The 14,793-nt window shown below is 52.3% G+C and carries 9 protein-coding genes; 1 reads left to right on the forward strand and 8 read right to left on the reverse strand.

Features of this window, described 5'->3' with window-relative positions:
• Positions 1–8 precede the first annotated feature (8 nt).
• The 8 genes from DXV75_RS09860 to xylB form a co-directional block, all read right to left on the reverse strand.
• Entirely contained in the window at positions 9–389 is a 381-nt protein-coding gene (locus DXV75_RS09860) for a hypothetical protein (RefSeq protein ID WP_115593238.1), read from the reverse strand.
• 155 nt (positions 390–544) lie between these two features.
• Positions 545–2,035, reverse strand: a complete 1,491-nt coding sequence (locus DXV75_RS09865; protein ID WP_115593239.1) for a tryptophan halogenase family protein — start codon at positions 2,033–2,035, stop codon at positions 545–547.
• A 20-nt stretch (positions 2,036–2,055) separates the two neighbouring features.
• The gene (locus DXV75_RS09870) at positions 2,056–3,090 is read right to left on the reverse strand and encodes a cupin-like domain-containing protein (protein ID WP_115593240.1); all 1,035 of its coding nucleotides are present in this window, start codon (positions 3,088–3,090) and stop codon (positions 2,056–2,058) included.
• A 17-nt stretch (positions 3,091–3,107) separates the two neighbouring features.
• Entirely contained in the window at positions 3,108–3,860 is a 753-nt protein-coding gene (locus tag DXV75_RS09875) for a SapC family protein (RefSeq protein ID WP_115593241.1), read from the reverse strand.
• Positions 3,861–3,985: 125 nt separating this feature from the next.
• Positions 3,986–7,054, reverse strand: a complete 3,069-nt coding sequence (locus tag DXV75_RS09880) for a TonB-dependent receptor (protein WP_115593242.1) — start codon at positions 7,052–7,054, stop codon at positions 3,986–3,988.
• A gap of 361 nt (positions 7,055–7,415) precedes the next feature.
• Positions 7,416–9,980 (reverse strand): glycoside hydrolase family 3 protein, encoded by a 2,565-nt coding sequence (locus DXV75_RS09890; RefSeq protein WP_245953168.1) that lies wholly within the window; start codon positions 9,978–9,980, stop codon positions 7,416–7,418.
• 195 nt (positions 9,981–10,175) lie between these two features.
• Entirely contained in the window at positions 10,176–11,495 is a 1,320-nt protein-coding gene (xylA, locus tag DXV75_RS09895) for a xylose isomerase (protein WP_115593244.1), read from the reverse strand.
• 116 nt (positions 11,496–11,611) lie between these two features.
• Positions 11,612–13,069, reverse strand: coding sequence for a xylulokinase (gene xylB, locus DXV75_RS09900; protein WP_115593245.1), 1,458 nt, complete (start codon positions 13,067–13,069; stop codon positions 11,612–11,614).
• Between the two features lie 186 nt (positions 13,070–13,255).
• Between xylB and DXV75_RS09905 the strand changes: the two genes are divergently transcribed.
• On the forward strand, positions 13,256–14,464 hold the full coding sequence (locus DXV75_RS09905) for a XylR family transcriptional regulator (RefSeq protein WP_115593246.1): 1,209 nt from the start codon (positions 13,256–13,258) through the stop codon (positions 14,462–14,464).
• Positions 14,465–14,793 lie beyond the last annotated feature (329 nt).

Raw genomic sequence — 14,793 nt, forward strand, 5'->3', positions numbered from 1 at the left:
GTCTGTTTTCAGTCGCAGAGTTTTTCACCCCACCAGTCACCATCAGCAACAAACTTAATCACTTTTCCGTTATTGATCATCAGCGCATCGGTAGTATAGCCCTTGTAACCGCCAAACAGGTTTTTGGTATTCAGCGTGGCACACACCAGATAGCCGTAATACACATTATCCATTTCATTACCTATCCAGTATCGCTTGGGCTCAGCAATACCACGCCATAGCGTGGCGTCGGGATCTCGCAGTTCTTTGTCGTAGTACGCTTCAACGATGGCTTTGTAATTTTCCGGGTAGGGGCCATAGTTCGCGTTGTCAATTTGCTGGTCTGTGGGCAAATCTGCGCAACCAGCCGTTAGCACAGTACAGGTTATGGCAATGAGTGCTTTGCGCATCGGTGTTCCTCTAAAACATCAAAAACAGAAGTTAACGGGGAGACACTATAGAGATTTGCCGGAAAATTCCCAGTCGGTTTGACGCCCGCCCTGCAGAGTTTACCGAAAAAACGCAAAACTTTGGTTATGCAACGCCTGATCACAACCGATTCGGATCAACTGCGCTTGCAGTATTGGTTTATAAACGTCTGGTGGTCTGGCAGTCTGTTTACCAGTTGAAGTATTTGCTCACGGTGTTGGCTGAGCGCCTGGCTCAGTTGCTGGTCGGTCATTAGTGCCGGGGCAGGATGATGGTGTTTTGGTAGTAATCGTTGCCCAAGCATTACCTGAGTCCAGGAATCTACCCGGAACAATTCATTGTGTTTCTGAAACGCGTGCCCCTGAGTGGCGAAGAGGTTGATACGATGCAGCAGAGTTTCGGGAATCTCCATTCTTCTACAATAGTCCCAAAACGGACTGTCGTTGCGTTCGGTGACATGGTAGTGCAACACAATAAAGTCACGGATCCGCTCCAGTTCTTCAATGGTTTGCTGGTTATACTCGTCGATCAGGGCGCTGTCCCACCCATTAAAAGGAAACAGCTGCATCAGGCGGGTGATACCCATAATGATCAGGTGAATGCTGGTGGACTCCAGTGGCTCGACAAAGCCGCTTGCCAGGCCCAGGGCGACACAGTTTTTGTTCCAGGCTTTGAGACGGCGCCCGGTACGGTAGTGAATGACTCTCGGTTCAGTAATTGGCGTTCCTTCTACGTGACTGAGTAAATATTCGCGGGCCTCGTCGTCGCTCATGTGCTGCCGGCTGTATACCAGCCCGTTTCCGACCCGGTGCTGCAGTGGGATTTGCCATTGCCAGCCGGCGTGGTGCGCAATGGAGCGCGTAAAGGGTTGGGCGGGTGCTACCGATTCAGTTTGTATCGCCACGGCGCTGTCGCAGGGCAACCAGTGGGACCAGTCTTCATATCCGGTATGCAAGGTTTGTTCGATCAGCAGCCCGCGAAAACCCGTGCAGTCAATAAACAGATCACCTTCAATTCGGGTACCGTCGGTCAGAACCAGGGCGCTGATGAAATCGTTTTCGTGCTGCTCCACCTGTTCGATTTTGCCTTCAATACGCTTGACGCCCAAAGCCTGACAAAAGTTGGCCAAAAATCGTGCGTAGTCTCCCGCATCCAGATGGTAAGCGTAGTTGATGTCTGATTGAGGGGAGGTGGCAAATTTGCCCTGAAGCGCCGCTTCCAGTTCCAGGCAGTAGTCGCCGTAGTTGCCGGCTAAGCCCCGCTTTCTGGCTTCCAGCCAGAAGTGTACGAATTCAGCCAGCCAGCTTTGCTGGCCGGTTTGACCAAATGAGTGAATGTAGCTGTCTCCCACCTGCCCCCAGTTTTCAAACTGGATCCCGAGTTTGAAGGTGGCCGAGGTGGCTTGCATAAAAGCTTGTTCGTCAATGCGCAGTAACTTGTGAAATACCCGCAGCGGTGGAATGGTTGCTTCGCCCACCCCCACCGTGCCAATTTCAGCCGATTCCACCAGTGTAATGTCCAGCAGTGGCCCCATTTTCTTTGCCAGCGCCGCCGCGGCTATCCAGCCAGCTGTTCCGCCACCGGCAATAACAATCCGGGAATTTGTGCTTGGGTTTTCTTTGGTCATGGTTTATGCCACCAAGTGGGTTATCGGTTTAATTGGTTGAGCAGCAGTGACCGCAGTCGACGGGCCTTCAATTCATCCATTGGCCCCAGTATGCCCTGCGATTCAGGCGGCAAGTGTTTAGCGGCTGTAGCTGAGTCACCAAATACGTAGTAATCAAACAAGGTTTTCCATGCGGCTTTTTCCGCTGCAGATTTATCTCTTATTCCTAACATTGCGTGCAGTAGAGCGCCCATCCCGGCTGGCAAATACGCGGCAGAGGGAGACCACCAGTAGTTGATCAGAATGTTGAAGTCATTCAGCCCTTCTACCTGATGCCACCACATGGTGGGAATGTAAATGGCGTCTCCTGGCTTCAGCTCGGCCACCTGGCCAACGCTGAGTGCCTGCCGGAAGTTGGGGTAACGGGCGAAATCAGGGTTGTAAAAATCAACCATACTGATGGCTTGCCCCCCCGGGGTCATTTCCAGAGGGCCGGGATAAAGATTGGCGATTTGACCCGGTGGGAACAGCACAAATCGCCTTCGCCCGGCTACGCAGCAGGCAATGTTCTCCAGAGAATCAAAATGGCATGAGGCCAAAGAGCGATTGCCTATCCAGATACTCGCCAATGGAGGTGTGATGGGAATGTCCGGGTTTTCAATCGGAACCGTCAGGTCATTTTCTGCCCGCATGGCCGGAAAATGACTGTCTACCGCATTGGAGGCAACATACAGACTGGGCGCGTCATCACAGCCCAGGGTGGCAAGAATGCTGTCCAGCATTCCGTCAATCTGGCCCATGTGACTTTCGTAGTTGAGTTTGCTGACCTGCTCGTTATAAAAATAACGCCCGCGGATCTCGCTTGGGCCCTGATAAATCATGCTGCGCTTGCCATTGTAAAAGCGCTTGAGATAGGTCACGGCCGATTCAGGCCCAGCCCTGGACGCTTCAACCAGTGGCCAGCCCGACACCAATCCTCGAAGAATAACGGGTTGTTGTTCTTTCACCAGCATCTGCGAAAGCGCATCTTTGTCAGCGCCGCAGATTTCCTTTACCCGGGTATCAATTCCAAACATAGTAACAACCGACTCAGCTAGTAATTTGCATTCTGTAACCGGGCATTCTTCATATCGATGAGTTTCCGCATGTTGGTTAATGAAGCCACAATCAGAAATGCACCCTGCAGGAAACCATTCTGGTTGAGCTCGAATAACGCGTGTGCGGGAAGTTGGGCGAGCTTTTCCTCACTAATGGTGTAATGCCCGCCAATGCGAACTGCGTCGCCGTTGATAAGGGTGATATCAATGCTCAGAGGTTCAATCAGGTCATATTTTTCAAACGCAGCATACATTGCAGCGCTGGATTGCATGCCATCGTGAATGGTGCCGAGTAAACGGCTTACGTGATTCAGGTAATCGCTGTTACCGCCGTGGGGCAGAAATACCGCTTTGCCTTCCGACTGGTTGATACGCGGGCTGTCCATGTCGATGTGGATCATGGCATTTGGCTGCCCATTACCATTGTTGTGCATCCCAATTACAAACGGCCCTTTGGCAATCATGGCGGGAACATAACTGGCCTGCCAGCTTCCGCAATGATTGGTCAACGGGGAGGATTCACTTAAAAAAAGGTTTTCTCCCCGCTCCAGGCCAAACAGTGCAACAGCCTGAAATTGGGAAGATTGGGGGCTTTTGTGCAATAAGATTGGGTATTCTTTTTCAACATTGGCAAATTCGGTGGGAAAGGTAAGAGTGCTTGCAATATTGTCACCGAAATCGGCGCTGTAGCGGGTGACAACCCGAAGATCTTTATGGGTCAGATTATCCAGCAATACGAGATCTGTCATAATTTATCCTGAAGATTCAGTGCACTGAGTGGACTCCGGTCTGTGACTTCCACTATACGCATAAATGGCCACAATGTAAGTGGCCATTTAGGAATTTAGGCGCCCCTGTGAGGGGCGCTCCCATCTCAGTAAAACGCGTACCGCATGCCCAGACTATAACGAGGGCCGAGATCTTCCAGGTACCACATCTGATTGTAGGTCCTGCCGTGCTCTCGGTTGTCTTCGCCAGTCAGGTTGATCACCTCGAACGACACTGTCCAGTCTTCGGTAATGTTGTAACTCACATTAGCGTCAATCTGGCTGTGAGCTTCAACATAGGTGGGGTTGTTTGAGCCCCTATAGTTGATGCGATTCAGATAGTCATCCCGCCAGTTGTAAGCCACCCGGGCGGTTAGGCCATCCTTGTCGTAAATCAGTACCAGGTTAGCGGTGTCACTCAGGCCGGTAAGAGCGAACTGGGACACGTCCGGGCTGCCTTCGTTGTCGAAGCCGATGTCGCCACGAACCAGGGTGTAGTTGGCCTGCACACCAAAACCGCTGTCACCAAAGAAGTGCTGTACCGCCAGTTCTGCACCGTAGAGCTTCGCTTCCTTGTTGTTTTGCGGCAGGCTGGTTCGGAACACCATTTCCGGGTCGCCATTTTCAGGGGTGATGTCCCATCCGGGAGTTTCACCCAGCTCCAAAATTTGCTCCGCCGAGCCGGTGTAATCGTCAGCACCGTTCGGGAACGCCTGGGGTTGTTCAAGTAATACCATCATGGCAAACAGCGAGGTGTCGTCCACTGCAAACCCGCGCTCACGCAGCGCCGCAGCAGCAGCTTCAGCCCGTGGGCCGGCTGTCTGGTCGAGGATGCCGAAGAATGAACGGTTTTCCTGGCCGGTACCGATGAAATTGGCAACCCGTTTTTCAAAAAAGCCGATTGAAGCGTAGCTGGTGTCGCTGTAATACCACTCCAGTGACAGGTCCAGATTATCTGACTCAAGCGGCAGTAGTGAAGGGTTGGCAGACTGCGCTGTGGGGCGGGCACCGTTCAGCGTTGAGCCGTTGGTGGCGTAGCCACTTGGCGCTACCCGCAGATTACCGTAGCCTGCACGGGCAATGGTTTTGCTGTACGAAAAGCGGCCTTTGAGGTCGTCGGTGAAAAGTATGTCAAAGTCCAGGCTTGGCAGCAGGTTATCGTAGCTGGCTTCTTCAGAAAGCGGTTGAGCCGCTGTAGATGGATCCGTATAGACGCTGAAGTCGTTATTGTTCTCCCAGAGTAGATAGCTGGGCGGGGTGACCAGCGACGTAGAGGTAACGTCAGTGGTTTCGTAGCGCAAACCTGCCAGGATATTTACCGGGCGCCCACCGAGCTCGGCTTCAATGTGAACCTGGGCGTAAGCCGCCAGCGTGTCTTCTTCCACTTTATCGTTGTTGGAGAATATGGGGCTGACACCAAAGAAGTTGGAGTCACCGGGATACAGATTAATACCTTCCGTTGCCAGCGCTACCGGATCTCCGATAAAACCAATTCCCTGGCTGACACCAATGTCGAAGTCGTCAAAGCGACTGCCAATATCAATGGTTTCAAGCAGACCTTCGGAGAATTCGCCCGGGTTTGCGATACCCCAGTTACCCAGTGTCATATTGTCGTTAGCGGTTTCTCGAGCCGTCATCTCCATGGCCCGGCTTTCCACCCCAAAATCAAACTCGCCATTGTCAAACAGCAGCTTGCCATCCAGTTTGAACTGAGTAATGTCGGTAACCTGGGAGGCATGGCGGAATCGTAAAATGGATGAACCCACGTCGCCCGCATCCAGCACGCCATTGCCATTGCCGCGAGCGCTGTCGTCGTAAACGTTTCGGTAGCTGGGCAGTTCGCGGTCATACCACCATTCCCGTGAGGTAACGGTCGGCGAGCCAATACCGACTGCAATTTCTCCGCTAGCCAGATTTTCACTCGGGCCGCTGGGCATGCTTTCCATTGAAGAATCGTGAGCATCGAAGGTCAGAATCAGGCTGTCATTAACCATATATTCAAAGTTGAACCCCAAAGAGTCCAGAGTATTGGTCTGTTCACGCCATTGCTGTTCGTAACCTTCGTCCACCGTGCCATTGTAGCTTTCGGCCATGTAGATAGGTGTGGCAACCGGGCTGTCATCAAAGGTTACATGGGTAATATTGGAACCATTTTGTACCCAGTTACCAATTTCACCACGGTGCTCCTGAATTTCGTTTTCCGCGTACAGGTAATCCAGGGTGGCAGTCATGTTGTCGTTGGGCGCGTACTGGAACGTGATTTGTGCGTTAGTCCGGGTTCTGGAGGTATCCGAAAACGCATAACGAAGGTCGTTGGGGCGGGCATACAGCTGCCCATCGTCCGGAGTGTTTTCAAATACGGCATTGGCGTTATTGAACAGGGTGTCCGGGTCGTTTGGGTCGCCCCAGGTTCCAATGTTCCAGTCGTTTACTGTGGCTCCTGTGTAGCCAGAATCCCGTTTTTGAACAATTGCGGCAACATTAACTCCAAAGGTGGCGTCATCATCAGTCCAGTTAATGATACCGGAAACTTCAGGGGTAACGTCGTTGCCGGCTTCATTGGTGGTGTCGTGGAGGGCTTTGGCGCCCACATTGGCTCTGAAGCCCGGATTCGCCAGTGGTTTGGCGGTTATGATATTTACGGTCGCACCAATGCCTCCCGTCGCAATATTGGCCTTGCTGGTTTTGTAGACTTCTACTGCTCTGACGCCCTCGGAAGCCAGGTTGCCAAAATCAAACGCCCTGGAGCTGCCGCCCTTGGTGGTGCCATCAGCCCCGCTGCCTCCGCCATAGGTTTGGGCGGCAGGCATCATACGGCCATTGAGGGTGATCATGTTGTTTTCACCCCCAAAGCCCCGCACAGTGATCTCGTTACCTTCCCCATTGGAACGGCTTATTGAAACACCCGTTATGCGTTGCAGGGATTCAGCCAGGTTGGTGTCAGGGAATTTACCGATGTCTTCTGCCGATATGGCGTCAACGACACCGACGGATTCGCGTTTAATGGAAGCAGACTCCGCCAGACTGGAACGTAAGCCCCTTACTTCAATTACCTCTAATGGTTCATCGCTAGCAGCATTTTGTTGGGCGGCGACCGGAAGTATGACGCTCGTTCCAAGCAGTAACGAGATACTTTGCGTTAACAGCTTTTTGTTAAAGTGTCTCTGAAGGTTCATTGTGTTTATCCCCAGTGTTAGGTTTATGTACTTTCGCTCAGGTTACCTTCCTTGCCTTAACCGAGCGGTAACTTAGGGAGTTCGCTCTGACAAGATTAGATTGCCTGTGAATCTGGCCGCCGTATACAAGCCGTTAACAAATGTTAGCCAAGCGGCCTGACCCGACCATTACTTTTTTTTGCTTCATCGTGAAAATATCGTTTTTTGGAAAAAGCGCTTTCTCGAATCAGCGGTTTTACCCGGCGATGGTGCCCGGGAGCCACGTACTGCGGTGTTTTCGCTGTCCGCTGGTTTTGGCGGGCGGAGTTGACAACCGCTAAGTGTCAACGGATTTCGCAATACTTCCGCCCGGTTTACGTCATTACAAAGAGCAGGATGCCTGCCCCTGGTTGGCCACCAGATGCGCCTCAGCTATCTGCAACTGCAGGCCTGAGGTTGATTCGATCACCAGCGGCCGGGTAATCTGGTTCATATCGGCGCCCATCTGTTCGAAACAACTCAGCTTAATGGCGCTGCGTTGCCACCCTTGGCCGGTAAGCTTATTGAGCTGTGCAGTCAAATCCAGATTCCCCGCGCAGCCCGGGCCTGTGCAATACATACCCAGTGATATGTTGCCGGAAGCGGGTTTAAGAACCTGATAAACCAGCTCCAGCGCCATGTCGCCGTTGCTCTGGCGGGCAATGTCGATGGTCTCACCCTGTATGCTCAGGCTTCCAGCCCCGGCCCATGTGACAATCACAGTATCTTCCTGGGCGTTGTGATCAGTGGCCACTACCTCAAGCGCTCCATTCACCGAACTCATTCTCGGCTGATTGATAACTGTGCTGCCACCACCGTCGGCAGCAACCAGTTGCCAGGGGGGGACTGCATCGCCGGCATACAGGTAACGCTTGCTGAAATCTGTCGCCAGGGCACTTTCTACCTGTTCATTGAGTGTCATTACCGGTGAGTCGTCATGAATGCTCAGGCCGTACCCAACCGGAAACAGCGGGCTGTAGTTCTCGTCCTGAATGTTGAGCAATGCCTGTGACGGGTCGGCTGGCCATGAAAAGCTTAATCGCCCACTGAAATCATAACGGGGTTGCCCGTCTGCTGTGGCAAACAGCATATCTGCCACCCCACCTCCCTCTGAACCTGGCAGCCAGGCGGCAACAAAGGCATCACTGAGGTTTAGCTCTGGGTTTACCCAAAGCGGCCGTCCGGACAGAAAGACTGAAACGGTTGGAATACCTGCCTGGCGGAAAGCCGCCAGAAGCTCTAAGCCATGCTCATCAGCGAAGTCGACGTTAGCAATATCTCCCTGAAACTCCGCATAGGGCTGTTCGCCAAATACCACAATGGCAACGTCGGGTTGGCCGCTGAAAGTACCGTTGGCAGTAAATTCAATCTGGCCGCCGTTGGCTTCCACATACTCTGCGATGCCTGCGTAAATTGACTGGCCATTGGGAAAATGGGCGTTAGTGTTGCCACTGCCCTGCCAGGTCAGTGTCCAGCCACCCGCTGCCTGGGCAATATCGTCAGCACCAGACCCTGCAACAACCACCTTGGAGCTGGGTAAGAGTGGTAGTAGTTGGTTGTTATTCTTGATTAATACCAATGACTTGCGCACTGCTTCACGGGCCAGTGCGCGATGCTCTGCGCTGCCTAGAACGCTCCAGTCGCCAGCGTAAGGCCGTTCAGAAGGAAGGCCTGCCTCAAAAATTCCAGCCCGCATTTTGACTCGCAATATACGGCTCACTGCCTGATCAAGGCGTGATTCGCTGATGATGCCGGTGCGAACCTGCTCAAGAACATTCGAATACAGGGCTTTCCAGGAGTCCGGAGCCATAAACATATCCAGCCCGGCATTAAATGCCTGCGCGCAGGACTGAGGTGTGCATCCTGCAACCTGGCCGTGACCATTCCAATCGCCAACCACAAAGCCGTCGAAACCCATGCGATCAACCAGTACATCGCTGAGCATAGGTTTGAAACCATGCATCTTCTGGCCGTGCCAGCTGTTGTATGAAGCCATGGCAACCTGAACGCCCGCCTGTATGGCAGAGGGATAGCCAGCGGCATGTATGTCCCTGAGTTCTTCTTCGGTTACCTGGCTGTCACCCTGATCCACTCCATCCACGGTGCTGCCGTCACCGACGAAGTGTTTGACCGTTGAAATAACGTGATGCTGGTCAAGGAACACATCACTGTTCACTTTACCCTGGAGCCCTTCAACCATTGCAGCTGAGTATTTGCTCACTATGCTGGGGATCTCCGCATAGCTTTCGTAAGTGCGACCCCAGCGGTCATTTTGAGCAACCGCAACAGTTGGTGCGAACGTCCAGTCGTTGCCGGTAACCCGTATTTCAGTTGCGGTGGCGGCGCCGATGCGACGAATGAGGTCTGCATCATTTGCGGCACCCAGGCCAATATTGTGGGGAAACAGAGTAGCGCCCACAATGTTGTTGTGGCCGTGCACTGCGTCCACGCCCCAGATTACCGGAATGCCAACCCCGCCGTCACTGCGGTCAGTCGACGCTGTCCAGAAGGCATCGGCCAGGTCCAGCCAGTTTTCCGGAGCGGTGTGATTGTCGTTAAACGGGGCTGAGTTTCCACCATTGAGCACTGAGCCCAGGTTGTACTCGGCGACTTCCTCTGGCGTAACCGAGGCGATGTCGGCTTGGATCACCTGGCCGACTTTTTCTTCAAGCGTCATCTGCCCCAATAATGCTGATATTCTGGCTTCAATTCCAGGGTCCCGGGATAGCGGGGAAGACTGCTGAGGCCAGATTTCCGGGTGGATGGTTGCCAGCGTTTCAACGTTTTCGCTGATGGTAGAGTCTTGCTGCGTGCTGCAGCCAACTGACAGCAAAAGCGGACCTGCTGCCAGTGCCAGGGTAAAAGAGGGGAATCGCAATCGCTCAGAAAGCGCTTTCTCAATTTTCACGAGTTGAACCCTTGTGTGATGAAATGTGCTTAGGGATAACTCTCGTGAATTGTTGCGGAACTGTAAATACAGCGAAAAGAAATCAGAACGACGAAAGAAGATATCGCAAGCTAGCAGGTTAAGTGTTTAAGGCAATAAAAAAGGCCTCAATGAACGCTTGCTCATTGAGGCCAGATGGGAAGCTGTGAACCGGGGTTAGCGGAACAGCACCTGGTTCACCAGATTTTCAAGTTGTTCCTGTTTACCGGAAACATGTTTCGGGTCCAGTTTCTTGTCCAGGGTATAACCGGCGAGGGCTTCCAGTGAGTAATCACCACTCAGGATGGCTTTACCCAAATCGCTGTCCCAGCCTGCATAGCGTTTGGACTTGTGCGCGGCAATAAAGTCGCTTTCCAGTATGGCTGCCGCTTTCTTCAGGCCCAGGGCACAGGTGTCCATGCCACCAATATGGCCTATGAACAGGTCTTCGGCATCAATACTCTGACGGCGCAGCTTGGTGTCAAAGTTGAAGCCACCACTGGTGTAACCCCCGTTTTTGAGGATTTCATAACAAATCAGTGTCATTTCTTCTACGCTGTTGGGGAACTGGTCCGTATCCCAGCCCAACTGCGCATCGCCGCGGTTGGCGTCGATGGAGCCGAAAATACCCAGCGCGAAGGCAGTGGCAATTTCATGGTGGAAAGAGTGACCCGACAGGGTTGCGTGGTTGGCTTCGATGTTGACTGCAAACTCTTTCTCCAGACCAAACTCCTTGAGGAATCCGTATACAGTCGCAGTATCGTAATCGTACTGGTGCTTGGTGGGCTCCTGAGGTTTGGGCTCGATCAGCAGAAGGCCATCGAAACCGATCTTGTACTTGTGTTCAACAACCATCGACATAAACCGGCCCATTTGGTCACGTTCACGCTTCAGTTCGGTGTTCAGCAAGGTTTCATAGCCTTCACGGCCGCCCCACAGTACGTAGTTGGCACCGCCCAGTTTTTTGGTTGCGTTCATGGCGTGAAACACCTGGGTCGCCGCACGGGCAAATACTTCCGGGTCTGGATTGGTGGAAGCGCCTGACATGAAACGTGGGTTGCTGAATACGTTGGCAGTACCCCACAACAGTTTCATTCCGGTTTCTTCCTGTTTTTGCGCCAGCACATCGGTCATTACAGCGAAATTGGACACGTACTCTTCTACGCTGTTGCCTTCCGGTGCCACATCGATGTCATGAAAACAATAATAGGGGGCACCAAGCTTACTGAAAAACTCAAATGCCACATTGGCCTTCTCCTTGGCTTTTTCCATTGGATCGCCAGCGGCCAGCCACGGGCGTCCAAAGGTGCCGCCACCAAATACGTCCGCACCGTCCCAGCAGAAGTTGTGCCAGTAGCAGGAAGCAAAACGAAGGTGTTCTTCCATGGTTTTACCCAGGATAACTTCACTTGGGTTGTAATGTTTGAATGCCAATGGATTGGTGGAGTCGGCGCCTTCGTATTTGATTGGGCCGATGTTTTTAAAGAATTCTGCCATGACTAACTCCCAGTTCGAGCAATTGGCTCTGATAAAAAAGTAACGCTAAGTCTCAGTAAACTGGCTATCCGGCACAATTATGTAAACTGGATAGCCTCTTGTGATTTTTCTTCAGCTCAAAATTGCGGCTCAATCGCGTAATACAACTCGCGAAACTTTTGCCGCTTTTGTAAAAAGAATTCGTTAATGTCTGAGTTCGGTGTGTAACTCTGCTCCAGTTCCGGTACCGGACAGATGTTTGAAATAGATTCTTTCGGATACATTGCTGCCTGTGCCAGCCTTGCTGCGCCAAGGGCTGGGCCGACATCGCCTCCTCTGCGGTAATTCATAGGGATCCCGCTCACATCGGCAAGCAATTGTCTCCAGTAGGTACTTTTCACACCGCCACCGATCAGGGAGATGCCATCCACTTCCACACCGCACTGATGAACCGCGTCAATACCGTCAGCCAGTGCCATGGAAACTCCCTGAACAACAGCCTGGGCCATATGGGCGCGTGTGGTGGCGGCGGTTATTCCCACAAAGCCCGCTTTCGCGTTGGGGTTATTGTGAGGGGTGCGCTCTCCAGTGAGATAAGGCATAAACAGCGGGATTGCGGGGTCGTCAAAACGGGTATTGGCTTCCAGGTCGGCGAACAGTTCGCCCACATCGCGGTAACCACTGTTGTCGGCGTACCACTGAAGACAGCTGGCTGCACTGAGCATCACTGACATCAGATGCCAGCGGTTGGGCAGGGCGTGACAGAAGCTGTGTACCGCCGTTTCTGGATCGGCTTTGAATTCCCGGGTTACCGCGAAATACACACCGGAAGTGCCCAGCGACAGCATCGCCTGCCCCGGATTCACAATGCCACAGCCAATGGCCCCCGCTGCATTGTCGCCGGCGCCAGCCACAATCGGAACTTGCTTCAGGCCCCAGCGGTTCGCCAGGTCCGCACTCAGATAACCGGTAACCTCATTGCCTTCATAGAGTTTTGGCATGTGACTTATAGACAATCCACAGGCATCCAGCAGGGGCGCATTCCAGTTGCGCTCAGCAGTATTCAGCCAGGCTGTACCTGCCGAGTCGGACATGTCGGAAGCAAACTCACCACACAGTCGAAAGCGCAGATAGTCCTTGGGTAACAACACTTTGTCGACTCTCGCAAACACATCGGGTTCATTTTGCTTTACCCACAGAAGCTTGGGTGCGGTGAATCCTGGCATCACCAGGTTTCCGGTCACTTCCCTGGCATTAGGCACCTGGGCTTCAATTTGCTGGCACTGGGATTCGCTGCGGCCATCATTCCACAGAATGGCCGGGCGGAGCACCTTGTGCTGCTTGTCCAGCAGTGTGGCTCCGTGCATCTGACCAGCCAGGCCAATAGCCTGAACGCTGCCCAGATTGTGTGTAGAGGCCAGTTCATCCAGGGATTTCAGTGTAGCCTGCCACCAGTCTTCAGGGTTTTGCTCTGACCAGAGTGGCCTGGGGATGCTGACGTCCAGTGGCGCCTTGGCGGAAGCGACAACCGCACCGGTGGCATCCGTAATAATGGTTTTGACGCCTGAGGTGCCTAAATCGATACCAATAAACATAAATATAGTTTCTTAATGTGGTTTTTAGAGAGATGGCTGTATGTTGAAGTTGGGTTGGTAAAAGGACAATTATGAAATCTTGTAGTTTTTTTGTTAATTCCGTTTGAATGTATTAGGATGCTGTCAATGAGGTAAATAACATAACAAAGTTTATCTAATTTTGTTTTCAATGTTTTGGAGTGGGATATGTTTGAAAACAAACACAGCATTACAATGCTTTTTAATGCCAGTAAAGTTTACGATCGTCAGATAATTGAAGGGATTGGCAGCTATTTGCAGACCTCCAAAGTTGACTGGGATCTGTATCTCGAAGAGGACTTTATGGCCCGCCTTGATCACCTCGATGAATGGAGTGGTGATGGCATTATTGCCGATTACGACAACCCAAAAATTCAGGCGGCGTTGCAAAAAGCACAGGTGCCTGTGGTGGGTATTGGTGGTTCTTACAAGAACCCGGAAGATTACCCCGATGTCCCTTATGTCGCCACGGATAACTATGAGCTGGTAAACGCCGCATTCCAGCACTTGCGCCAGAAGGGCATTCAGCGTTTTGCGTTTTACGGCGCACCGCTGGATGAGCACCAGCGCTGGGCCGTGGAGAGGGAAAATGCAATGATAGACATTACCTCGAAGGAAGGCTATGAGTGCTATGTTTACCGGGGCCACCCTGTGCGCCCGGAAACCTGGCAATACACCATAAAACGTCTGTCTGACTGGTTACGCAGTTTGCCCACACCGATTGGCATTGTTGCGGTAACCGATGCCCGTGCCCGACATCTGTTACAGGTGTGTGATCATATCGGTATGCTCATTCCGGAAAAAATGGCCGTGATCGGCATCGATGACGACGAAATTGCGCGCTTCCTCAGCCGGGTGAGTCTGAGTTCCGTCAAACAGGGCTGCTTTGAAATGGGTTATCAGGCTGCCAAGTTTCTGCATAAGATTCTGCAGGGCTATCAGGGGCCCAAAAAACCTATTTTGGTTCCGCCAGAGCGGGTTGCAGAACGACAGAGTACAGATTTCAAAGCCATAGCGGATCCCCACGTTATGCAGGCCATGCATTTTATTCGGCAGAATGCGTGCAGGGGGATCAAGGTCGACCAGGTACTGGACTATGTAGGCATATCCCGTTCCAATCTTGAAAACCGCTTCAAGGAAGAGCGCGGTCACAGCATTCATACAGAAATTCACAACGAAAAACTGACCAGGGCGTGCAAAATGCTGAAAGAATCCGACGAATCCACGGCCGATATTGCCAGAATTTGCGGCTACCCCTCTTTGCAGTATATGTACGCCGTTTTTAAGAAACATTACGCCAAAACACCCATCGAATTCCGGGAGGCGTCCCGGCCAACCACCGTTGAGCTGGACTTGGAGTGGGAGCAGGATGAATAACTGAGTTTAATTCAAAAAACCACAAATCGCCCGGTTTAGGCTGAAATTTGGGCAGTCGGCCTGACCGGTTCTGCTGTATCCCTGGTGGTGTCGAAGGATACAAAGAGAGATATGGCTAACTGTAAACATTATGTTATTCTGCAACCTCATGGTGTTATTTTGTTTCACAATCCGTTGATATTGCGTGCCGATGGTTGAGGTTGCATTATGCTGGAGGAGAAACAGTTTTGGCGTGAACAGGGAGCTTTACGGCAGTACTGCGCAGGATTTGCCAGTTTCCCGGCACAACACAGTGCTATCTGCCTGACGCTTCTCGGTTATGGGCAAAG

Origin of the sequence: Alteromonas aestuariivivens, assembly GCF_003367475.1 — a bacterium.
Lineage (GTDB): Bacteria > Pseudomonadota > Gammaproteobacteria > Enterobacterales > Alteromonadaceae > Alteromonas > Alteromonas aestuariivivens.

Coding starts and splice junctions, on each gene's coding strand:
- DXV75_RS09875 (WP_115593241.1), bottom strand. CDS start 3,860: ATGACAGATCTCGTATTGCTGGATAATCTGACCCATAAAGATCTTCGG.
- xylB (WP_115593245.1), bottom strand. CDS start 13,069: ATGTTTATTGGTATCGATTTAGGCACCTCAGGCGTCAAAACCATTATT.
- DXV75_RS09860 (WP_115593238.1), bottom strand. CDS start 389: ATGCGCAAAGCACTCATTGCCATAACCTGTACTGTGCTAACGGCTGGT.
- DXV75_RS09880 (WP_115593242.1), bottom strand. CDS start 7,054: ATGAACCTTCAGAGACACTTTAACAAAAAGCTGTTAACGCAAAGTATC.
- xylA (WP_115593244.1), bottom strand. CDS start 11,495: ATGGCAGAATTCTTTAAAAACATCGGCCCAATCAAATACGAAGGCGCC.
- DXV75_RS09905 (WP_115593246.1), top strand. CDS start 13,256: ATGTTTGAAAACAAACACAGCATTACAATGCTTTTTAATGCCAGTAAA.
- DXV75_RS09870 (WP_115593240.1), bottom strand. CDS start 3,090: ATGTTTGGAATTGATACCCGGGTAAAGGAAATCTGCGGCGCTGACAAA.
- DXV75_RS09865 (WP_115593239.1), bottom strand. CDS start 2,035: ATGACCAAAGAAAACCCAAGCACAAATTCCCGGATTGTTATTGCCGGT.